The following is a 21,380-nucleotide window of genomic DNA, read 5'->3' as shown; positions in this document are numbered from 1 at the left end:
GAAAGGTTTTTATGATGAAACCCTGTCGGAAACGCCGCCATGCCTGTAAGAAGCGCCTTATGAATTATCGCCACGGTTTGCGTAAGTCAGGCATCGCGTTATTGCTGTGCGTCCTGTTGTTGCCACTAGCGCGAATGCTTTCGCCTCTCGCCGTCGTTGATGGCGAAGCAATATATTTATCATATTTGCCGCTGAGCCTGATGCTGGCCATGATATATCTTTTTGGCCGTTACGCTCTGGCCCCGCTGGCACTCTCTTTTTTTATTTTTTACGCCTGGTTTTTCCCGTTAAATAGTCTGCAACTCCTGGCATTTGTATTGAGTTTCCTGCTGCCCATTATTTTCGTCTGTGCGGTTTTTCGTGCACTAAAGGGGGGGCGCTGGCGCTTCGCGCTGTCCCGTAAAAGTACTGGTCTGCGCCTGTTTCTGTTTGGGCTACTGGCACCATGCCTTATCAAAACCCTGATGGTTATTTCAGGTTATTATCTTGATTATCCTGATGATATTGCATCATATTTTGGTGAGAGCACCTCATTTTATACAATCGTCACCGTGCAAGGGTTGATGGCAGCGTCGGCCATCTTTGTCGATCTTTTTTATTATCCGGTAAGGATGGTGTTGAGCTCCACCTTCGCCCGGGCGTTCTGGCGGCGCTGCATTATTCCCCTCACGGGCCCGGAAAAGAAACTGCTGGCGCTGTGCTGGTTCACAACTGTTATCATTCTGCTTATTTTATTTACGCTACCGTTTAAATTATTTTTAATCTCCATTTATACTCTGCCAGTTATTTTCGTTTTATTTACCGCTGGGATTTTCCTGATCGGACCGGTGCTTATCACGCTGCTCTGGTCAGTGTCGTTATTATTATTGCTTGCCAGTAACCACAGTTTTTTACCGCCGGATAACACCGGTTTTCTCCTGGCGTTTATGCTCTCGCTGTTTATCTCATTTACGGTTTCAATGCGTTTCATGACGGTCATTTTTAACAAGAATGAATGGATGAAGCGTCAGTACCGCATGCTCGCGTTAACCGATCCGCTGACCCGCCTGCCGAACCTGCGCGCGCTGGAGCGGCATTTGCAAAACGCTCCGGCAGGTGCCTTGTGCTGTTTGCGTGTGGCCAACCTTGAATTTCTCAGCCGTCACTATGGCCTGATGATGCGCATTCAATGCAAAAAAGAGGTCACGGCGTTGCTATTGCCCTGGCTTAATGCGGGCGAAAGGGTATTCCAACTGCCGGACAGCGATTTGATAATTTTCCTCAGCGGGCCGGAGCCGCAGGCGCGGCTACGTCATATGGTCGATCTGCTTAACAGCAAGCGCATCCAGTGGAACGGGACACCACTGGAGCTCGACTACAGCGCCGCCTGGGCGCCGCTGCATCAGGCGCAGGCACCAGAGGAGCTGTATCGCACAATTGGTCAACTGAGTTATCTCGCAGAGCTGGCAGACGTCACTGAACCGGTCGTGGCGCTGGAGAGCCGCAGCAAAGGAATTTCTGGCCAAACCAGCGAACCGGTGCTGATGTTTCAGAAGGTGAAGCGTGCGCTGGCGCAGGACGGCGTAACGCTTTTCGCGCAGCCCATACGCAACGCCCAGGGCGAGGGCTACGCGGAGATTCTGGCGCGGCTTCATTGCGATGGTGAACTCATCCTGCCCACTCAGTTTATCCCGCTCATCACCCGTTTTAACCTGAGCGCGCGCTTTGATATGCAAGTGCTGGAAAAACTCCTTCAGTACCTGCATGCGCACCCACAGGCTCAGCCTGGCGCCCGGTTTTCCGTGAATCTGATGCCGCTCACGCTGCAACAGAAGGGGATTGCGCAGCAAGCCATCGCGCTGTTTCAGCACTATCAGGTCCCTGTGAGCGCTGTCATTCTGGAGGTAACGGAGGAGCAGGCGCTTTCGGGGTCAGAAAACACGATGCAAAATATTGCGCTGTTGCAGGAGCGTGGGTTTTGCATTGCCATTGATGATTTCGGCACGGGTTATGCCAACTTCGAGCGACTCAAAAACCTACAGGCCGATATCATTAAAATTGATGGGTGCTTTGTGCGTCATGTGGTGAGCAATACGTTTGATGCGCTGGTGGTCAAATCGATTTGCGATCTGGCGAAGGCCCGGTCGCTGACCGTGGTGGCGGAATTTGTGGAAACCCCGGCGCAGCGCGATTTACTGTTCTCGCTGGGCGTTGAGTACATCCAGGGCTATCTGCCAGGACGGCCTGAGCCGCTTGAACGTGAGACATAAAAAAACCGGAGCACAGGCTCCGGTTTTCATTAACAGCAGAGGATTACAGCACGAGTGCGGCGATAGACGCAGAGAGAATACTCACAAGCGTTGAGCCGTAAACCAGTTTCAGGCCGAAGCGGGAAACCACGTTACCCTGTTCTTCATTGAGGCCTTTAATCGCACCCGCGATGATGCCGATAGATGAGAAGTTCGCGAAGGAAACCAGGAACACTGACAGAATACCTTCCGCACGCGGAGAAATAGTGCCCGCCAGTTTCTGCAGATCCATCATCGCAACGAATTCGTTAGACACCAGCTTGGTCGCCATAATACTGCCGACCTGCAGCGCTTCGCTTGCCGGAACGCCCATCACCCAGGCTACCGGGTAGAAAATATAACCAAGAATGCCCTGGAAAGAGATGCCAAGGACGGCAGCAAACAGCGCATTCAGGCCGGAGATCAGCGCGATAAAGCCAATCAGCATTGCCGCGACGATAATGGCGACTTTGAAACCAGCCAGAATGTACTCGCCCAGCATTTCAAAGAAGCTCTGACCTTCGTGCAGATTGGACATCTGCAGATCTTCTTCATTTTCAACGCGGTATGGGTTGATAAGAGAAAGCACGATGAAGGTACTGAACATGTTCAGGACGAGCGCTGCCACTACATATTTGGGTTGAAGCATGGTCATATACGCGCCAACGATCGACATGGACACCGTAGACATGGCGGTTGCGGCCATGGTGTACATGCGGTTGCGCGACATTTTGCCCAGAATATCCTTATAGGCGATAAAGTTTTCTGATTGTCCCAGAATCAGCGAGCTTACCGCGTTGAAGGATTCAAGCTTGCCCATACCGTTGACTTTAGAAAGCACGGTACCGATAGCGCGGATAACAATGGGCAGTACGCGAATATGTTGCAAAATACCGATCAACGCAGAGATAAAGACGATAGGGCAGAGCACTCTCAGGAAGAAGAAAGCCAGGCCTTCATCGTTCATTTTACCGAACACGAAGTTCGTCCCTTCGTTCGCGAAACCCAGCAGTTTCTCAAACATCTCGGAAAAGCCCTTCACAAAACCCAGGCCCACATCGGAAGTTAAGAAGAAATAAGCGAGCAAGACTTCAATAATTAAAAGCTGTATGACGAAACGAATGCGAATTTGTTTGCGGTTGCTACTGACGAGCATCGCAAGGAGCGCTACAACGGCGAGCGCCAAAACGAAATGAAGAATGCGGGACATATTTGCTCCAAACATGAGGCAGGTTTAATTTCCGTGCACATTCTATGCAACAACCATTTAGAAAACGAGATCTGCAACACACTATAGTCACGTCATGTGACCAAACGCTAAAAGAGTGATCAAACATACAAAAATGTTATGTTGCGTAAAGCAGTGAAAGGTTATCTTTTGCTGCTACACTTTTAACATACATGGGTGCATGCGATAGTGTTTCCCGCGTATTCCTCGACCTTAACCCGCCTGCTATTGATTTCAGCTATCAGAGCCATCAGGATTGTCCGGTCTAATGAACTTGATAATCATTCTCATTTTGATAGCATGAAATATAGCAAAGGCTATATTTCAGGGGCAGAGAATGAACCACAGTCGCGTTGAGCAAAGTCGTGGCCGTACAGCGCGGAAGTTAAGACTGGCACTTATGGGGCCAGCTTTCATCGCTGCCATTGGCTATATCGATCCAGGTAATTTCGCTACCAATATTCAGGCCGGGGCCAGCTTCGGCTATCAATTGCTGTGGGTGGTGGTCTGGGCCAACCTGATGGCGATGCTTATTCAGGTGCTTTCCGCAAAGCTTGGCATCGCCACAGGCAAAAACCTCGCTGAGCAGATCCGCGATCACTATCCACGTCCGGTAGTCTGGTTTTATTGGGTTCAGGCGGAGATCATCGCGATGGCGACCGATCTCGCGGAATTCATTGGCGCCGCGATAGGCTTTAAGCTGATCCTTGGCGTTTCACTGTTGCAGGGCGCGGTACTGACGGGCATTGCCACGTTTTTGATCCTGATGCTGCAAAAACGCGGGCAGAAACCGCTTGAGAAAGTGATAGGCGGGCTACTGCTGTTTGTGGCAGCGGCCTATATCGTTGAGCTATTTTTCTCGCAGCCGAAACTTGCCGCGCTTGGTAAGGGGATGTTAATCCCGAGTCTGCCCACCTCTGAGGCTGTCTTCCTGGCCGCGGGGGTATTGGGTGCCACCATCATGCCGCACGTTATCTACCTGCACTCCTCTCTGACGCAGAATCTGCATGACGGTTCGCGCAAAGAACGCTACTCCGCCACTAAGTGGGATGTGGCTATCGCCATGACCATCGCGGGTTTTGTGAATCTGGCGATGATGGCGACGGCGGCGGCGGCATTTCACTTCAGCGGGCACACCAAAGTGGCCGAGCTGGATCAGGCTTATCTGACGCTTGAACCGTTATTAAGCCATGCCGCGGCGACAATTTTCGGCCTGAGTCTGGTCGCCGCCGGGCTCTCCTCGACGGTTGTTGGGACGCTGGCAGGCCAGGTAGTGATGCAAGGGTTTGTTCGCTTCAGCATTCCGCTTTGGGTGCGCCGCTCGGTCACTATGGCGCCTTCGTTTATCGTTATCCTGATGGGGCTCGATCCGACGCGCATTCTGGTAATGAGTCAGGTATTGCTGAGCTTTGGTATTGCGCTTGCGCTGGTTCCGCTGCTGTTCTTTACCAGCAATAAAACGCTGATGGGCGAACTGGTCAACACACCATGGGTAAAACGTACTGGCTGGGCGATTGTGGTGCTGGTGGTGGCGCTCAATATCTGGCTGCTGGTCGGTACAGCACTTGGGCTATAAGGATGTAAAAAAGGCAGGCGCAAAGCCTGCCTTTTCTCGTTTTGGGGTAGGTTACTTAGTGATGATGACCGTGCCCGTGACCATGTTTACCCCACCCGCGACGGTCGTCGCGATCGTTCCAGCCTTCGCGATAGCCACGTTCATACGCCCGACGGTCGTCCCAGCCGCGATGTTTATCCCAGCCGCGATGACGGCCATTGTCATGGCGCCACCAGCGGTCGCCACGCCATTCATAATGATTGCGCCAGTAGTCGCGGTCGCGCCAGCGCCCGCCGTCCCAGTAGTTACCGTAATTGTCGCGATCGCCAATTTGTAATTTGATGGATGGCAACAGGGTGATTTCGCCGGCGCTGGCGACAAGCGGAGCCGTACCCGCAAGTAACGCCGCTGCAAGAATCAGTGACCTGAACATACTTATCTCCTTCACGATCGGGGCCGTTGGTGGCCTGTTGCAGTAATATTACGGATGTGTAAATCCCTGCAGCATCGCTCCGACTCTGAAATCAGGTATGACCGCACTTTTTGCTAAAGCAGCGGCGCTTCTTGCGCTATGCCAGAATGGCTTCGATAGCTTCGCGCTCCTGGGCTGAGAAGTCCCGTTTCGCCAGCATTCCAACAGCGTCGTCAATCTGGGTGGTCTTGCTTGCGCCAATCAGCACCGAGGTCACTTTTTCATCGCGCAACACCCACGCAAGCGCCATCTGCGAAAGCTTTTGCCCGCGCTGCATGGCTATCTCATTGAGCTTGCGCACTTTCTCCCGTTTTTCATCGGTTATCTGGTCGGGGTTTAAAAAACGGCTGCCGCTGGCGGCGCGCGAGTCTGGCGGAATACCGTTCAGGTAGCGATCGGTCAACTGGCCGCCCGCGAGGGGTGAAAACGCGATGCTGCCCACGCCTTTTTCCTGCAGCAAATCCAGCAGGCCGTCCTCAACCCAGCGCTCAAACATGGAATATTTCGGCTGGTGGATAAGACATGGCGTACCGAGCTGCTCCAGCAGAGCAATCGCCTCGCGGGCGCGGTCTGCCGGGTAGTTCGAAATGCCTGCGTACAACGCTTTGCCCTGACGCACCACGTGGTCGAGCGCCCGCATGGTTTCTTCAAGCGGCGTCTCCGGGTCCGGACGGTGGTGATAAAAAATATCAACATACTCAAGCCCCATGCGCTTTAGGCTCTGATCGAGGCTCGAAATCAAATACTTGCGCGATCCCCAGTCACCGTAAGGGCCGTCCCACATCGTATAACCCGCTTTGGTGGAGATAATCAGCTCGTCGCGATAGGGCAGAAAATCTTCTTTCAGAATGCGCCCGAAATGGCTTTCGGCAGCCCCCGGCGGCGGTCCGTAATTATTGGCGAGATCAAAATGCGTGATGCCGAGATCGAACGACCGGCGTAACAGCTGGCGGCTGGTTTCAACCAGCGTGGCATCGCCGAAGTTATGCCACAGGCCCAGCGAAATTGCGGGAAGTTTTAAACCGCTGCGTCCGCAACGGCGATATTCCATGGTGGCGTAGCGAGCAGGATCTGCCTGATAAACCATGCTTATTCACCTCTGTAAGTGGTTGCTGCACTGTTGGGGGATCGGGTCGGGCCATAAAGCGATACCGCAAGTGTATACGGTTACACAAAATGCGAAAGCGGTCAGCCTACACCGCTCAAGTGCGTAAATCTTGCTTGCCACCGTTTTTTGCTGCCGCATCCTGGACAGGGATCACACTTCCTTAATACTCATTACAGGCTCCTGAAAAAGGATGGCGAATATGCCAGACCACTACTGTATTGCCGATTATCTGCTGGACCGTCTGGCGGGATGTGGCGTTAAACACCTGTTTGGCGTTCCCGGAGATTACAATCTGCTGTTTCTCGATAGCGTTATCGCACACCCGGGCATCACGTGGGTCGGCTGCGCCAATGAACTTAACGCCGCCTATGCTGCAGACGGTTATGCCCGCTGCACCGGTATCGGGGCGTTGCTCACGACGTACGGCGTCGGGGAACTCAGCGCCCTCAATGCTATTGCGGGGAGCTACGCCGAAGCGGTGCCGGTGTTACATGTCGTTGGCGCACCTTGCCAGTCGGCGCAGCGTAAGGGTGAAGTGCTGCACCACACGCTGGGCGACGGTGATTTTCACCATTTTATGCGTATCGCTAAAGAGGTCACGGCCGCGCAGGGATGGCTGACGCCCGCCAATGCCTGCAGCGAAATCGATCGCGTCATGGCTGAGATGCTGCGCACTCGTCGTCCCGGGTACCTCGTGCTGCCTACAGATGTGGCAAGCGCGCCTGCCACAGCACCTGTAAACGTTCTCACTGTGCCTTGCCCCCAAGGGGATGACGCCCGGCTTGCGGCGTTTCGTGAGGCGGCGCAGGCGCGATTTGCCAGCGCCGGGCGCGTGGCGCTGCTGGCAGATTTTCTGGCGCAGCGCTTCGGCGTACAAAAAGCGCTACATCAGTGGATGGATGACACGCCCATGCCGCACAGTTCGTTGCTGATGGGCAAAGGGGTGCTGGATGAAACCAAACCTGGTTTTACCGGCACCTACAGCGGTGCGGCGAGCGACCCGGCAGTTTGTCGGGCGATAGAAGAGGCCGATTTGGTGATTTGCGTCGGCGTCCAGTTCTCCGACACTATCACTGCCGGGTTTACCCAGCGCCTGACGCGCGATCAAACGATCGACGTACAGCCCTGGGCGACGCGGGTGGGCGATCGCTGGTTTAGCGGCATTGCGATGGATCAGGCAGTCGCCATCTTGCATGACATCACGAAACGCCACAGCGCGCGCCTCGCGCCGCCGGACATCGTGCCGAAAGCCGTCACGCCACCTGCTACCGGTGCGCTCAACCAGAATAACTTCTGGCCGCTGATTGAGGAGTTTCTGCAACCCGGCGATATTCTGGCAGTCGATCAGGGTACCGCCGCCTTTGGGGCCGCCGCGCTGCGCCTGCCCGCCGGATGTGATTTTCTGGTGCAGCCGCTTTGGGGGTCGATTGGCTACGCGTTACCTGCGGCGTTTGGCGCGCAGACTGCCTGTGCGAACCGCCGCGTGATACTCATCACCGGGGACGGCGCCGCACAGCTCTCCATTCAGGAACTCGGCTCGATGCTGCGCGACGGCCAGGCACCGGTGGTCATCGTGCTTAATAATGATGGCTATACGGTGGAGCGCGCCATTCACGGCGCGACGCAACGCTATAACGACATCGCGCCGTGGCAGTGGACGCAACTGCCGCATGCGCTGAACGCTGACCGGCAGGCGCAGAGCTGGCGAGTGAGCGACACCGCGCAGCTTCACGAGGTATTCGCCAGGCTGGCGCGCCCTGAACGGCTGTCGCTCATTGAAGTGATGCTGCCGAAGGAAGACGTGCCGCCGCTGCTTGATGCCGTTAGCCGGGCGCTGGAGGCACGCAACGGCGCGAAGGAGGATTAACCGGCTGAAAGTACAGAAGATGCTGAAACGTGCACGGTTATCTGTGATGTAAGTCTCTAAACCCGGGGCACTTATGCTATGGTCATTGTTGTTCAGGCGCCGTGAATTTAGAGTGTGCCGAGATTATTTTGAATTGAGCGGAGCAGCAACAGAATGACCAAATATGCTTTGGTGGGAGACGTGGGCGGCACCAACGCACGCTTAGCGCTGTGCGACGTAGACAGTGGCGAAATACTCAAGGCGAAAACCTATTCCGGCCTTGATTATCCGAGCCTGGAAGCGGTGGTGCGGGTATATCTGGATGAACATAACGCCACGGTCACGGATGGCTGTATCGCCATTGCCTGTCCGATTACCGGCGACTGGGTGGCAATGACCAACCACGTCTGGGCGTTTTCCATTGCCGAAATGAAAAAGAACCTCGGCTTTGCGCATCTGGAAATTATTAACGATTTTACCGCGGTTTCGATGGCGATCCCGATGCTGAAAACCGAACACCTGATCCAGTTCGGCGGCGGCGAGGCGCAACCGAATAAACCGATCGCCGTTTACGGCGCGGGAACCGGCCTTGGCGTCGCGCATCTGGTGCATGTTGATAAGCGCTGGGTAAGCCTGCCGGGCGAAGGGGGTCATGTCGATTTCGCACCGAACAGCGAAGAAGAGGCGATTATCCTTGATCAGTTGCGCGCCGAAGTGGGGCATGTCTCTGCTGAGCGTGTACTCTCAGGGCCGGGGCTTGTGAACCTCTATCGCGCAATTGTTAAAGCCGATGGCCGTCTGCCGGAGAACCTGCGCCCGAAAGATATTACCGAACGCGCGCTGGATGATAGCTGCACCGACTGCCGCCGCGCGCTGTCGCTCTTTTGCGTCATTATGGGCCGTTTTGGCGGCAACCTGGCGCTGACGCTCGGCACTTTTGGCGGCGTGTATATCGCAGGCGGTATCGTGCCACGCTTCCTGGATTTCTTTACTGCGAGCGGTTTTCGCGGTGGGTTTGAAGACAAAGGCCGTTTTAAAGCGTATGTCCAGGATATCCCGGTCTATCTTATCGTACACGACCAGCCAGGGCTGCTTGGCGCCGGCGCGCATCTGCGCCAGACGCTGGGGCAAATCCTCTGACAAAAAAGGCGCCGCATGGCGCCTTTTTTGTTCGACTGGACAGCCGTTTACAGCCGCATCAGCTGGCGGAACTCTTTCACCCGGCTGCGGCTCACTGGCACCTGAAAATCCAGATCGCGCAGCCGTAAAATATAGGTGTTATTAAACCACGGCTCGATTTCGCGGATTTTATTCAGGTTAACGCAGTACGAACGGTGGCAGCGGAAGAAATGCGCCTCCGGCAGGCGGCTGCAAAACTCGGTGATATTCATCGGCATCACATACGCCTCTTTGCGCGTATAGACGAAGGTCATCTTCTCGTGTGCTTCGGCATAATAGATATCGTTAATATCAGTGACGATAATCCGCTCATCTTTGATGAGATTGATCGTCGCGTTCTCGCGCCCGGCAGGTGCGGCGGCGTGCGGCGCGTTCTGCTGTACAAAGGCGGCCTCCAGCTTCTGCAACATACCGATAATGCGCGACTCCTGATACGGTTTCAGAATGTAGTCGAACGCTTCCAGCTCAAAGGCCTCTACCGCGTGCTCTTTCCAGGCGGTGATAAAGACGATAAACGGCTTACGGGCGAATTTACTGATGTTCTGCGCCAGCAGCACGCCGTCCAGCGACGGGATGTTGATATCAAGGAAAATCGCGTCCACGTCATGCTGCTGGAGATATTTCAGCACGTCCAGCCCGTCTTCAAACGTGGCGACCACTTCCATCTGGCTGTGGGTTTTAATCAGCCAGTTCAGCTCCTGCTGCGCGAGGACTTCATCCTCAACGATAATGACTTTCATCGCATTCCCTCTCTACAACAGTACGGCGTCGCCTGGGCGCAGCGGCTGATCGGGTACGTAAAACGCAATCTCCGTGCCTGGCTCCAGGCGGCGAATATGCAACCCCTCGCCATATAACAGCTTCACGCGATGGTGCACATTGATAAGCCCAATCTTATTCACCGGCATGTCGTTGGTATCCAGTTGTTCGATAATCTGCGGATCGATGCCGTGGCCGGTATCGCGGACCGCAATGCGGACCCGGCTGCCACTCTGGGTGATGCTAAGCGTCACCACGCCTTTACCGCGACACGGTTGAATGCCATGCACAATGGCGTTTTCCACCAGCGGCTGGATAAGCAGACTGGCGACGCGGCAGTTTACCTCGTCGTCGATATCATAAATCACGGTGAGTTTGTCGCCGAAACGCGCCTGCTCAATCGCGATGTAATCCTTAATCTGATAAAGCTCTTTTTTAATATCGATCTGCTCATCATCTTTTAGCTCGATGTTGTAGCGCAGATAACGTGAGAGATTAAAAATCAGCTGGCGTGCGGTGTCCGGATTAAGGCGTATAGAAGACGAAATCGCGTTCAGCGCGTTAAACAGAAAATGCGGGTTAATTTTGCTCTGCAGCGCCCGCAGCTCGGCTTTGTTAGCCATTTCCCGGAGCTGCTCAGCGCGCGACACCTCAAGCTGGGTAGAGATAATCTGCGAAAGTCCGATCGCCATCTCCTGGAGCGATGACGTTATCTGGTGCGCGTGGCAGTAATAGATTTTTAGCGTGCCGGTCACAACGCCTTTCTCCCACAGTGGGATCACCAGCATCGAATGGATTTCCGGCGTGCGGTGGGCCTCATCGTTGTTTTTGATGATGATTTTACCGTAATGAATGGCCTGCTGAGTCGTCGGGCTCAGGACGTCGTTATTATCCTGATAATTATGCTCGCCCACGCCGACATACGCCTGCACCGTTTCGGTATTGGTAATGGCGACGGCATCCGCGTTGATATCGCGGCGGATAATATCGCAGACCTGGCGCAGCGATTCGCTGTTCACATGGCGAAAGAGCGGCAGCGTTTTGTTGGCGATATCGAGCGCCAGTTTCGCCTGGCGCGCGGCACTCGCCTCTTTTTCACCCTCAACGCTTCGCACCAGCAACACGATAAAGCCAATCGACACGCTGCCGAGGATCATCGGCACGCCGATTTTTGACACGATATCCAGCCCAAGCGCAGTCGTCGGCGCCCAGATAACTACCAGAATCATCGTCAGCGTTTCGCACAGCATCCCGCCAATAATTCCGACACGCCAGTGTTGCGCTTTCGGCACGCGGCGGCTGATAAAGCCGGAAAGCCCGCCTGCGACGATGCTGGTGATAAAACAGGGGATGGCAGTGATACCGCCAATATCAATCAGGTAGCGATGCAGCCCGGCGATAACACCGGTAATAAGGCCGACCCACGGGCCGAAGAGAATACCGCCGGACATCACGGCGATAATACGCACATTGACCAGCGAGCCCTCCACCGGGACGCCGGACCAGGTGCTGAAGAGCGCAAACAGCGAGAAGATCGCCGTCACCGCCAGCAGCTCTTTTGGCGTATGGGCGCTCTTGTGCAGCAGCTCCCGGAACAGACGGATGCGAATCAGGAAAAAGAGGCAAATCAGCATTAGCGCCGCGCGGTCAAAGACCGCGAGCAGCATATCGAAAATCTCGTGCACGGAAAATCCGGATGTCTGGCAGGAAAGGGACATGATAGAAAACCTGGCGGCCCTTGACCAGCCGCCAGGTTTTGCCGGTTACGCGCCTTTGAGCTGTTCGCGTCCGGCTTGGGTAAGGTCGGCCTGCGTGGCGCGGCCGCTGAAATCCACTTCAAAATCATCTGACGCGAAGTCCGGCGGCGAGCGGCCCTCCACAAACGCTGGCCACTGGCGCTTCAGATATGCGTCGTTCTTCTCACACCAGGGCGCGGCGGCGATATACATCACGTTACTGTCGAATTCGCCCTGATGTTCATTTTCCACCGCGTGAATCACATCGCAGTGCCAGAACACGGTGTCGCCCGGCTCCATATCCGGAATAGAGGAAATCCCGGTCAGTAAAAGGGGATGCCACTGTTCGTTAATGGATAACGCCCGTCCAGGCTTTGCATCGCACAACGAATCTTCCGGTACGTCGTCCTGCAATGCGCGCAGCAGAATATACGCCATCGCATTGGCGACCGGCAGCAGTGTCAGCGTGCCGCCGTGCTTGCGCTGTTCAGACAGCGCCGTCCAGCCCTGGAAGGTGCGAAACATCGAACAGACTGCGGGCGAGGGGATTTCACGCGCGTCGACGCGCCCTTCGGCATCAAACGGGTTATAGCGCTGCCATTCGCCGTTAAACACGTGTCGGTAAACGTGACGGAAATGGTCATCCAGCCAGCGCTCTACCGAGCCGCCGTCGACATGCGGCGACAGCCCAAGCGACGACGAACGCGGCGGGCGGCGGCGCGTGCGGTCAGCATAGGTCACTACACGGTTCGGGTCGAAATGCTGTTTGCCATGGCTTTGCGTCTGCCAGAGATTATTAAGAAACACCTGCGCGGCCTTCATGCGTTCATGCTGGCGCGCCTCAACCTGCGGTTTGGACCAGTAAATGCCGTAAATCTGCGGCTTACTGTCGGCAAGCGTACCGAAATAGTTATCTTCCGCCGCATTTTTTAGTTTTTCGACAAAGTGGTTGCGCGCCAGATAATCGCCCACTTCCTGGTTCCAGGCGCGGGCCTGGGCTTCCGGGAAGACGCCTTTAATCACGCAGCAGCCGCGCTCGCGGATCCGTGCTTTCTGCTGCTCGCTGATACGGCCATGCACAATATCGTCGGCGTGGATCTGCGGCACCGGATTTTCGCCGCGGGCGGTTTCGCTTTTGATGGCGTCAATCTGGCGTGAAATATCCGCTTCGAGCTCAGCGAACACAGCCTGATAGTTCGGCAGCGCGCTTCGCAGCCGTTGTTTGATTTCACGGATAGCGGCGGGAAGGTCATTAATTTGCAGGGTCATCTCGCGTACTCCAGTGGTCGGGAACAGGGGTTATTGTTTTGTTGCGTCAACGTTAATATAAACATCTCTCATCAAATAAAACAGGGTTAACTTTCAAATGAAAGTTCCCGTTTTTTGTCCCGACAATTATTTTTGCGCTTCCCTCTCGACAGCAGAAAATTTTCCAGGCTATGTTCTTAAAGCCGCATCAGCGGCAGCGTCGCTCGGACGGTCCGGGCGCTTACGTCACTTTGAGGAACCTATGGCTGACTTCAGTCCTAAACGCCGTTTTTCACGCATCGAACGTCTTCCCCCTTACGTTTTTAACATCACTGCTGAGCTGAAGATGGCTGCGCGTCGGCGCGGCGAAGATATTATCGACTTCAGCATGGGCAACCCGGACGGCCCAACGCCGCCGCATATCGTTGAAAAACTCTGTACCGTGGCCCAGCGCCCGGATACGCACGGCTACTCCACATCACGCGGCATTCCACGCCTGCGCCGCGCCATTTCGCGCTGGTATCAGGAGCGTTATGACGTCGATATCGATCCCGAAACCGAAGCCATCGTCACCATTGGTTCCAAAGAGGGGCTGGCGCACCTGATGCTGGCGACGCTCGATCACGGTGATACGGTGCTGGTGCCAAACCCGAGCTACCCGATCCACATCTACGGCGCAGTGATCGCTGGCGCGCAGGTGCGCTCGGTGCCGCTGGTCGAAGGCGTGGATTTCTTTAATGAGCTGGAGCGGGCTATCCGTGAAAGCTACCCGAAGCCGAAAATGATGATTCTGGGCTTCCCGTCCAACCCTACGGCTCAGTGCGTTGAGCTGGAGTTTTTTGAGAAAGTCGTGGCGCTGGCGAAGCGTTATGACGTGCTGGTGGTGCATGACCTGGCGTACGCCGATATTGTTTATGACGGCTGGAAAGCCCCGTCCATCATGCAGGTGCCAGGCGCGCGCGAGATGGCGGTAGAGTTCTTCACGCTCTCCAAAAGCTACAATATGGCGGGCTGGCGCATCGGTTTTATGGTGGGGAATCCGGAGCTGGTGAGCGCGCTGGCGCGGATTAAAAGTTATCACGACTACGGCACCTTTACGCCGCTACAGGTGGCGGCCATCGCCGCGCTGGAAGGCGATCAGCAGTGCGTGCGCGATATCGCAGAGCAGTATAAACGGCGTCGCGATGTGCTGGTGAAAGGCCTGCACGAGGCGGGCTGGATGGTGGAGTGCCCGAAAGCCTCGATGTATGTCTGGGCGAAAATCCCGGAGCCATACGCGGCGATGGGGTCGCTGGAGTTCGCTAAAAAACTCCTGCAGGACGCGAAAGTCTGTGTATCACCGGGCATCGGGTTTGGCGATTACGGCGACACCCATGTGCGTTTTGCCCTGATTGAAAACCGCGATCGCATCCGTCAGGCGGTGCGCGGCATCAAGGCGATGTTCAGGGCCGATGGCCTGCTGCCAGCGGGTGCGAAAAACGGCCCCTCACAGGACGCCGAATAAAAAAACAGGAGCCAGTGGCTCCTGTTTTTTTAGCTCAGGTGTTTTACTAAATCATCAGGGCAAACGTGCCGGCCCACAACAGTAAAATCACCGATACGCCCATAAAGAAATATTTCACGTTACATCGCTCCGCATGCCTGAAAGCACGCCTGAATCAATACGCAAGGTCACAGTATAGAAAGATGAAGCCGCTGCTGATTCACTTTGGGACTATTCCCCACTTTGCGCAGCCGCTTCTCTGGAGTCGTGCGGCCTTATAACCGGCCTGCGGGCGCTAATGTAAACCTTTATTTCAGGGGTGACAAGCGACGCGCGGGCCTGGGCGGATTATTTTTTTAGCAGACAATTTTTATAAAAAAATAAATTAGTTACGGTAAGTAATCCCTGATTCCTGGTGGTTGTAGGAATCACCTTTTATGTTGATGCTAAAGGCTCATCTCAACAGGAGCGCATATGAAAATCAGCAAGGCGAATGCGGAACATTATCTCTGGGGCGGCGACTGTGACGGCTGGCACCTGGTGAAAAGCCAGGGGCTTAGCGTAATACATGAGCGAATGCCTGCAGGGCGCGCGGAACAGCGCCACTACCATGAGCAGTCGCGCCAGTGTTTTTTCGTGCTGCGTGGGACGCTGACCATGGAGCTTAACGGCGAGCGCGTGACGCTGTTGCCCGGCGAGGCGATAGAAATCCCGCCGCAGGCGCCGCATCAGGCGCGCAATGACAGCGCGCAGGAGACTGAGTTTTTAGTCATTTCTCAGCCGACCACGCGCGGTGATCGGGTGGATCTTACAGCCAGCCCGAGCGCTTGAGCTTCCAGTAGAGCAGATAGCAGACGGCGATCGTGCCGCCGATGGTTGCCGGATAGCCGAACGATGAGCGAATCTCCGGCATATTCTCGAAGTTCATGCCGTACATACTGAAGATAATCGTCGGCACCACGAGAATCGCCCCCCAGCCCGCGAGCTTTTTCACCACCTCGTTTTGCTGCACCGTGACCAGTGCCAGATTGACATGCATGGCGCTGGTGAGCATCTCGCGCATATCTTCGGCATCCATTACCACGTGGTGCGCGTGGTCCTGCACGTCGCGCAGGTACGGGCGTAACGTCTTCGGCACGATATGTTCATGTAAGCGAATCAGCTGGTTACAAATCTCATCGACCGGCAGCGCGGCGTTACGAATGGCGAGCAGCTGGCGGCGCAGCGTGTAGACTTTTTGCACGGCTTGTTTATCAAACTCGCTACGAAACATGCGGTCTTCCATCTCGCTGATATGACTGGTGAGCGAAGCGGTGATCTCCAGATAGTTATCAACGATAAAATCGAGCAGACAATAGAGCGCATAACCCGGCCCGAGCGCCAGCATATCCGGGTTTTCCTGCGCCCGCACCCGAATAGGCGCATAGCTTTCCGACGCGCCGTGTCGCACCGTAATCAAAAAGTTTTTACCCACGAATAAATGGGTTTCGCCAAACTCGATTTGGGCCTGTTTATTTTTCCACGCGGTTTTCACCACCATAAAAATGGACTCGCCATATTGCTCGATTTTCGGGCGCTGATGGGCGGTGAGGGCATCTTCGATGGCGAGTTCGTGCAGGCCGAACTCCTGCTGAATGATATGCATAAAAGGGGCGTCGGGCTGCCAGAGCCCCAGCCAGATAAACGCGTCAGGGTCCTGAACCGCTTCGCTGATATCTTCAAGATTAATCACTTGCGGCTCCTGGCCGCGGCGGTACACCATGCTGTTAACAATCATTTTCTCATCCCTGCGGTATCGCTTACCGGATAACTATAAGCAGCCTGTGCGCAGGCTTCCTCTTTTTCGCGTTAATTCAGGCGATTCTGGCGCGTTTAAAACATCTCCACCAGCCGCCGCACCGACGGCGAGCGTTCAAATTTGCGCCACGCCAGCGCAATGTCGGTTTTTAACGTCTGGTCGGTGAGCGGATGAAACGTGATTTGCGGATGCGCAATACACTGCATCGATACCGGCACCAGCGCGAAGCCAAAACCGGCCGCGACCATGCTGAGCGACGAGGAGAGCTGCGATGCCTGCTGGCTGTCGGCAGGTGCCAGCCCCGCGCGCAGACAGGCGTTAAAGACCAGTTCATACAGGCCAGGCGCCACGTCGCGCGGAAAGAGCACCAGCGGCGTGCCGGCCAGTTCGCTTAATGCCAGTTCGTCGCGCCCGCTTAACGGGTGGCTGCGGTGCAGCGCGGCGACCATTGGCTCTTCTTCAATCAGGCGCAGATTAAACGCTTTACTGCTCTCGCACGGCAGACGAACAAACGCGGCGTCAAGCAGTCCTTCCTGCAAATCATGCATCAGCGAGGCCATATTCGCCTCCTGCTGCAAAAGCGTAATAGCGGGGTAGCGGCGCTGAAACTCGTGCAGCAGCGAAAAGACACACCCCTGAAACGCATTGGAGCTACTGATGCCAATCGAGAGCGAGCCATTAACGCCCCGGGCGATGCCACGGGTTTTCTCAAGCGCCGCGTCGCTTAGCGCCAGTATCTGACAGGCGTCCTGATAAAACGCCTCGCCCGCCTCGGTCAACTCCACGCCCCGCGTCAGACGACGCAGTAGAGGTGTGCCTACTTCGCGCTCAAGGCGCTGGATCTGCTGGCTGAGCGGTGGCTGGGAAATGCCCAGCAATTCCGCAGCCCGTGTGAAGTGCCGCGTCTGGGCGACAGCGACGAAATAACGTAAATAACGAAGTTCCATATCTAAAACGTCTCAAACCGGGATGCTTTCTATATTGGAACCCTGCGCTGAATCGGGTCAACATTTCATTAATCTTTCTTACGGAATATGAGTGAGGATTAGTGCAATGAGCCATGCAACCGATTGTTCTTGCGAGGAAAGCTTGCTGGAAACCGTGCGGGCGCTGCGAGATAAAGATACAGAATGTGTGATATATCAAACATCCATGATGAGCGCCTTACTGAGCGGCGTTTATGAAGGCCATACCACCATTGCGGATCTTCTGACCAAAGGCGATTTTGGCCTTGGCACCTTTAACGAACTCGATGGCGAACTGATCGCCTTCAGCCATGAAGTTCATCAGTTGCGTGCCGACGGTAGCGCCCGTGAGGCGCGCCCTGATCAGAAAACCCCGTTCGCCGTCATGACCTGGTTTAAACCGCATTATCGTCAGCGTTTCGACCGCCCGATGAGCCGCCAGCAGATCCACGACGTAATAGACCGCCAGGTGCCGTCCGACAACATTTTCTGCGCGCTGCGTATCGACGGTCACTTCCGCCATGCCCACACCCGCACCGTACCACGCCAGACGCCCCCGTACCGCGCCATGACCGATGTGCTGGATGACCAGCCGGTGTTCCGCTTTGACGGACGCGACGGCGTGCTGGTGGGCTTTCGCACCCCGCAGCACATGCAGGGGATTAACGTCGCGGGATATCACGAACACTTTATCACCGACGATCGCCAGGGCGGCGGGCACCTGCTCGACTACCAGCTGGAACAGGGTGTGCTCACCTTCGGTGAAATCCACAAACTGATGATTGACCTGCCGTCGGACCCGGCGTTTCTCAACGCCGATCTGCATCCTGACAACCTCGATGCCGCCATCCGTTCGGTAGAAAACTAACAGTCTGAAAGGGGAAATATCATGGATAACGAAAACCGGATGCGTCAGTGGGCGCACGGTGCCGACATGGTGGTCGGTCAGCTTGAGGCCCAGGGGGTAAAACAGGTCTTCGGCATTCCGGGCGCCAAAATCGATAAGGTCTTCGACTCCCTGCTGGATTCCCGCATCCAGATCATTCCGGTGCGCCATGAGGCAAATGCGGCATTTATGGCCGCCGCTGTCGGGCGCATCACCGGCAAAGCAGGCGTGGCGCTGGTCACTTCCGGCCCCGGCTGCAGCAACCTCATCACCGGCATGGCAACCGCCAACAGCGAAGGCGACCCGGTGGTCGCGCTGGGCGGTGCCGTGCGCCGCGCCGATAAAGCGCGTCAGGTGCATCAGAGCATGGATACCGTGGCGATGTTCAGCCCGGTGACCAAATACGCGGTGGAGGTCTCTTCCTCCGATGCTATCGCGGAAGTGGTCTCTAACGCGTTTCGCGTGGCCGAGCACGGCAGACCGGGCAGCGCCTTTGTGAGTCTGCCGCAGGATATTGTCGACCTGCCTGCCCACGGCAACATTCTGCCAGCCGGAAACGCACCGCAGCTTGGGCCGGCGCCGGACGCCGCCGTTGATCATGTCGCCGCGCGTATTCGTGAGGCGAAAAACCCGGTGATTTTGCTCGGCCTGATGGCGAGCCAGCCGGAGAACAGCCGCGCGCTGCATCGGCTGCTTGAGAAAAGCCATATTCCGGTCACCAGCACCTATCAGGCGGCGGGCGCGGTAAATCAGGAACACTTCACCCGTTTTGCGGGACGCGTCGGGCTGTTTAACAACCAGGCGGGCGACCGTCTGTTGCATCTCGCGGATCTTATTATCTGTATCGGCTACAGCCCGGTGGAATATGAACCGGCGATGTGGAACAGCGGTAACGCGACGCTTGTGCATATCGACGTGTTACCCGCGTATGAAGAGAGCCATTACGCGCCGGAAATCGAGCTGGTGGGGGATATCGCCGGTACGCTTGAAAAACTCGCGGAGCGCATCGCACAGCCGCTTATCTTAAGCGATCGCGCCTCTGAGATTCTGATCGACCGCCAGAACCAGCGCGAGCTGCTGGCACGTCGTGGCGCGCAGCTTAACCAGTTCGCGCTGCATCCGCTGCGCATCGTGCGCGCCATGCAGGACATCATTAACAGCGATGTGACGCTGACCGTCGACATGGGCAGTTTTCACATCTGGATCGCGCGCTATCTCTACAGCTTCCGCGCACGTCAGGTCATGATCTCCAACGGCCAGCAAACGATGGGCGTGGCGCTGCCCTGGGCCATCGGCGCCTGGCTGGTTGAGCCTGGTCGCAAAGTGGTGTCCGTCTCCGGCGATGGCGGCTTCCTGCAATCGAGCATGGAGCTTGAAACGGCGGTGCGCCTGAAAGCGAATGTGCTGCATATCATCTGGGTGGACAATGCCTACAACATGGTGGCTATCCAGGAAGAGAAAAAATACCAGCGCCTCTCTGGTGTGAACTTCGGACCGGTGGATTTCAAAGCCTATGCCGAAGCGTTCGGTGCCGCCGGGTTCGCGGTGGAGAACGCCGACGCGCTGGAACCGACGCTGCGCGCCGCGATGGATGTCGACGGACCGGCGGTGGTCGCCATTCCGGTCGACTACAGCGATAACCCGCTGCTGATGGGCCAGCTCCATCTCAGCCAGATTCTCTGACTCACCAAAAGGAACGGATTATGAAAAAAGTAGCACTGGTTACCGGCGCAGGGCAGGGCATAGGCAAAGCCATTGCGTTACGCCTCGTCAAAGATGGTTTTGCAGTAGCGATCGCGGATTACAACGCGGAAACCGCCAATGCCGTGGCGCAGGAAATTAACGAGCAGGGCGGCAGCGCGCTGGCGGTGACCGTGGATGTGTCTAAGCGCGACCAGGTTTTTGCGGCGGTGGAACAGACCCGCAACGCGCTGGGCGGCTTTGACGTTATCGTCAATAACGCGGGTATCGCGCCGTCAACGCCGATTGAAACCATCACCGAAGAGGTTATCGACAGGGTTTATAACATCAACGTGAAAGGCGTGATTTGGGGTATGCAGGCGGCAATTGAGGCGTTCAAAGCCGAAGGCCACGGTGGCAAAATCATCAACGCCTGTTCACAGGCGGGCCACGTCGGCAACCCGGAACTTGCGGTTTACAGCTCCAGTAAGTTCGCGGTGCGCGGCCTGACCCAGACCGCCGCGCGCGATTTAGCGCCGCTTGGCATTACCGTCAACGGCTTCTGCCCCGGCATTGTGAAAACGCCGATGTGGGCGGAAATCGACCGCCAGATCTCTGAAGCCGCGGGCAAACCGCTTGGCTACGGCACGGAAGAGTTCGCCAAACGCATCACGCTTGGCCGTCTCTCCGAGCCGGAAGATGTCGCCGCGTGCGTTTCGTTCCTTGCAGGCCCTGACTCTGACTACATGACCGGCCAGTCGCTGCTTATCGACGGCGGTATGGTATTCAGTTAATCCTTATCATCTACCTTTTTCGGCATGTCCGAAAACCCACCGTTAATGCGGTGGGTTTTTTTATAGTGCGGGTATGGGAGTATCTGAGCATCGTTATCGGAAGAGGTAAAAATGAAAAAGGGTTTTCTGGGGTGTGCGCTAGTGTTTTTGTCCGGCTATGCAGGGCCAGGCGATCGATTACCGGATGTGCAGGCCTGGCCCGCTATACGCCATGCATAACTTACCGCGTGGCGAGCGGGGATAGCCTGTCGTCTGTCCAGATTATGGATAACGCGCTGGGGGCGAAAATTTTCGTAAAATCTTTCGAGAGCCTGTCTTTTACCCGCAGTCTGGCAAATGCCTGCCGACGTTTGGATATCATTTCGAAAGCGGCAGA

Annotated in this window: 18 protein-coding genes; 9 read left to right on the top strand and 9 right to left on the bottom strand. The window is 55.9% G+C overall.

What is annotated here, in order from left to right:
- The first annotated feature begins 59 nt into the window (after window positions 1-59).
- Window positions 60-2,249 carry an EAL domain-containing protein gene (locus AFK62_RS14230; RefSeq protein WP_007667288.1) on the top strand — a complete coding sequence of 730 codons (2,190 nt, stop codon included), beginning with the start codon at window positions 60-62 and terminating at the stop codon, window positions 2,247-2,249.
- Between the two features lie 43 nt (window positions 2,250-2,292).
- Here the strand turns inward: AFK62_RS14230 and AFK62_RS14225 are convergent, their stop codons facing one another.
- Window positions 2,293-3,477: a NupC/NupG family nucleoside CNT transporter gene (locus AFK62_RS14225; protein ID WP_032984113.1), complete on the bottom strand. Its 1,185-nt coding sequence runs from the start codon at window positions 3,475-3,477 to the stop codon at window positions 2,293-2,295.
- A 355-nt stretch (window positions 3,478-3,832) separates the two neighbouring features.
- On the opposite strand from AFK62_RS14225, the gene AFK62_RS14220 reads away from it, so the two are divergent.
- Complete coding sequence (locus tag AFK62_RS14220) at window positions 3,833-5,071, top strand: Nramp family divalent metal transporter (protein WP_032984110.1); 1,239 nt, start codon at window positions 3,833-3,835, stop codon at window positions 5,069-5,071.
- A gap of 55 nt (window positions 5,072-5,126) precedes the next feature.
- Here the strand turns inward: AFK62_RS14220 and AFK62_RS14215 are convergent, their stop codons facing one another.
- On the bottom strand, window positions 5,127-5,483 hold the full coding sequence (locus AFK62_RS14215; RefSeq protein ID WP_007667273.1) for a DUF2502 domain-containing protein: 357 nt from the start codon (window positions 5,481-5,483) through the stop codon (window positions 5,127-5,129).
- Between the two features lie 136 nt (window positions 5,484-5,619).
- A complete protein-coding gene (gene mgrA, locus AFK62_RS14210; protein ID WP_007667271.1) occupies window positions 5,620-6,609 on the bottom strand; it encodes an L-glyceraldehyde 3-phosphate reductase in 990 nt (329 codons plus the stop codon).
- A 220-nt stretch (window positions 6,610-6,829) separates the two neighbouring features.
- On the opposite strand from mgrA, the gene AFK62_RS14205 reads away from it, so the two are divergent.
- Window positions 6,830-8,497 carry an alpha-keto acid decarboxylase family protein gene (locus AFK62_RS14205; protein ID WP_007667269.1) on the top strand — a complete coding sequence of 556 codons (1,668 nt, stop codon included), beginning with the start codon at window positions 6,830-6,832 and terminating at the stop codon, window positions 8,495-8,497.
- A 153-nt stretch (window positions 8,498-8,650) separates the two neighbouring features.
- Window positions 8,651-9,616 carry a glucokinase gene (glk, locus tag AFK62_RS14200; RefSeq protein WP_007667267.1) on the top strand — a complete coding sequence of 322 codons (966 nt, stop codon included), beginning with the start codon at window positions 8,651-8,653 and terminating at the stop codon, window positions 9,614-9,616.
- A gap of 47 nt (window positions 9,617-9,663) precedes the next feature.
- Here the strand turns inward: glk and AFK62_RS14195 are convergent, their stop codons facing one another.
- The 3 genes from AFK62_RS14195 to AFK62_RS14185 form a co-directional block, all read right to left on the bottom strand.
- The gene (locus AFK62_RS14195; protein WP_007667265.1) at window positions 9,664-10,395 is read right to left on the bottom strand and encodes a LytR/AlgR family response regulator transcription factor; all 732 of its coding nucleotides are present in this window, start codon (window positions 10,393-10,395) and stop codon (window positions 9,664-9,666) included.
- Between the two features lie 12 nt (window positions 10,396-10,407).
- Entirely contained in the window at window positions 10,408-12,099 is a 1,692-nt protein-coding gene (locus AFK62_RS14190; RefSeq protein WP_007667262.1) for a sensor histidine kinase, read from the bottom strand.
- 78 nt (window positions 12,100-12,177) lie between these two features.
- Window positions 12,178-13,419 carry a DUF1479 domain-containing protein gene (locus AFK62_RS14185; RefSeq protein WP_007667259.1) on the bottom strand — a complete coding sequence of 414 codons (1,242 nt, stop codon included), beginning with the start codon at window positions 13,417-13,419 and terminating at the stop codon, window positions 12,178-12,180.
- A 241-nt stretch (window positions 13,420-13,660) separates the two neighbouring features.
- Here AFK62_RS14185 and alaC point away from each other — a divergent pair, with 241 nt between their 5' ends.
- Window positions 13,661-14,902, top strand: a complete 1,242-nt coding sequence (gene alaC / locus AFK62_RS14180; protein ID WP_007667257.1) for an alanine transaminase — start codon at window positions 13,661-13,663, stop codon at window positions 14,900-14,902.
- A gap of 46 nt (window positions 14,903-14,948) precedes the next feature.
- Here the strand turns inward: alaC and ypdK are convergent, their stop codons facing one another.
- On the bottom strand, window positions 14,949-15,005 hold the full coding sequence (ypdK, locus tag AFK62_RS23090; protein ID WP_097566156.1) for a membrane protein YpdK: 57 nt from the start codon (window positions 15,003-15,005) through the stop codon (window positions 14,949-14,951).
- Window positions 15,006-15,355: 350 nt separating this feature from the next.
- On the opposite strand from ypdK, the gene AFK62_RS14175 reads away from it, so the two are divergent.
- The gene (locus AFK62_RS14175) at window positions 15,356-15,712 is read left to right on the top strand and encodes a cupin domain-containing protein (protein ID WP_007667254.1); all 357 of its coding nucleotides are present in this window, start codon (window positions 15,356-15,358) and stop codon (window positions 15,710-15,712) included.
- Here AFK62_RS14175 and AFK62_RS14170 read toward each other — a convergent pair.
- Window positions 15,690-16,658, bottom strand: coding sequence for a magnesium and cobalt transport protein CorA (locus tag AFK62_RS14170; protein ID WP_007667251.1), 969 nt, complete (start codon window positions 16,656-16,658; stop codon window positions 15,690-15,692). The genes AFK62_RS14175 and AFK62_RS14170 overlap by 23 nt on opposite strands.
- A 95-nt stretch (window positions 16,659-16,753) precedes the next feature.
- Window positions 16,754-17,626 carry a LysR substrate-binding domain-containing protein gene (locus AFK62_RS14165; RefSeq protein WP_007667247.1) on the bottom strand — a complete coding sequence of 291 codons (873 nt, stop codon included), beginning with the start codon at window positions 17,624-17,626 and terminating at the stop codon, window positions 16,754-16,756.
- A gap of 106 nt (window positions 17,627-17,732) precedes the next feature.
- Here AFK62_RS14165 and budA point away from each other — a divergent pair, with 106 nt between their 5' ends.
- Genes budA through AFK62_RS14150 form a run of 3 tightly spaced genes read left to right on the top strand, consistent with a single transcriptional unit; the run spans window position 17,733 to window position 21,004 of the window.
- On the top strand, window positions 17,733-18,512 hold the full coding sequence (gene budA / locus AFK62_RS14160; protein ID WP_032984108.1) for an acetolactate decarboxylase: 780 nt from the start codon (window positions 17,733-17,735) through the stop codon (window positions 18,510-18,512).
- Window positions 18,513-18,533: 21 nt separating this feature from the next.
- The gene (alsS, locus tag AFK62_RS14155; protein ID WP_007667241.1) at window positions 18,534-20,213 is read left to right on the top strand and encodes an acetolactate synthase AlsS; all 1,680 of its coding nucleotides are present in this window, start codon (window positions 18,534-18,536) and stop codon (window positions 20,211-20,213) included.
- A 20-nt stretch (window positions 20,214-20,233) separates the two neighbouring features.
- Complete coding sequence (locus AFK62_RS14150) at window positions 20,234-21,004, top strand: (S)-acetoin forming diacetyl reductase (RefSeq protein WP_007667240.1); 771 nt, start codon at window positions 20,234-20,236, stop codon at window positions 21,002-21,004.
- Window positions 21,005-21,380: the final 376 nt, after the last annotated feature.

The organism is Cronobacter condimenti 1330 (assembly GCF_001277255.1).
Lineage (GTDB): Bacteria > Pseudomonadota > Gammaproteobacteria > Enterobacterales > Enterobacteriaceae > Cronobacter > Cronobacter condimenti.
Note: the sequence above shows the minus strand (reverse complement) of the source record. Positions and strands in the feature narration are given on the sequence as shown.

Excerpts from the sequence above, each read along its gene's own strand:
- alsS (WP_007667241.1), top strand. The coding sequence starts at position 18,534 with ATGGATAACGAAAACCGGATGCGTCAGTGGGCGCACGGTGCCGACATG.
- AFK62_RS14170 (WP_007667251.1), bottom strand. The coding sequence starts at position 16,658 with ATGATTGTTAACAGCATGGTGTACCGCCGCGGCCAGGAGCCGCAAGTG.
- AFK62_RS14165 (WP_007667247.1), bottom strand. The coding sequence starts at position 17,626 with ATGGAACTTCGTTATTTACGTTATTTCGTCGCTGTCGCCCAGACGCGG.
- AFK62_RS14175 (WP_007667254.1), top strand. The coding sequence starts at position 15,356 with ATGAAAATCAGCAAGGCGAATGCGGAACATTATCTCTGGGGCGGCGAC.
- AFK62_RS14185 (WP_007667259.1), bottom strand. The coding sequence starts at position 13,419 with ATGACCCTGCAAATTAATGACCTTCCCGCCGCTATCCGTGAAATCAAA.
- budA (WP_032984108.1), top strand. The coding sequence starts at position 17,733 with ATGAGCCATGCAACCGATTGTTCTTGCGAGGAAAGCTTGCTGGAAACC.
- AFK62_RS14195 (WP_007667265.1), bottom strand. The coding sequence starts at position 10,395 with ATGAAAGTCATTATCGTTGAGGATGAAGTCCTCGCGCAGCAGGAGCTG.
- AFK62_RS14205 (WP_007667269.1), top strand. The coding sequence starts at position 6,830 with ATGCCAGACCACTACTGTATTGCCGATTATCTGCTGGACCGTCTGGCG.
- AFK62_RS14225 (WP_032984113.1), bottom strand. The coding sequence starts at position 3,477 with ATGTCCCGCATTCTTCATTTCGTTTTGGCGCTCGCCGTTGTAGCGCTC.
- alaC (WP_007667257.1), top strand. The coding sequence starts at position 13,661 with ATGGCTGACTTCAGTCCTAAACGCCGTTTTTCACGCATCGAACGTCTT.
- AFK62_RS14150 (WP_007667240.1), top strand. The coding sequence starts at position 20,234 with ATGAAAAAAGTAGCACTGGTTACCGGCGCAGGGCAGGGCATAGGCAAA.
- glk (WP_007667267.1), top strand. The coding sequence starts at position 8,651 with ATGACCAAATATGCTTTGGTGGGAGACGTGGGCGGCACCAACGCACGC.
- AFK62_RS14215 (WP_007667273.1), bottom strand. The coding sequence starts at position 5,483 with ATGTTCAGGTCACTGATTCTTGCAGCGGCGTTACTTGCGGGTACGGCT.
- AFK62_RS14220 (WP_032984110.1), top strand. The coding sequence starts at position 3,833 with ATGAACCACAGTCGCGTTGAGCAAAGTCGTGGCCGTACAGCGCGGAAG.
- AFK62_RS14230 (WP_007667288.1), top strand. The coding sequence starts at position 60 with ATGAATTATCGCCACGGTTTGCGTAAGTCAGGCATCGCGTTATTGCTG.
- mgrA (WP_007667271.1), bottom strand. The coding sequence starts at position 6,609 with ATGGTTTATCAGGCAGATCCTGCTCGCTACGCCACCATGGAATATCGC.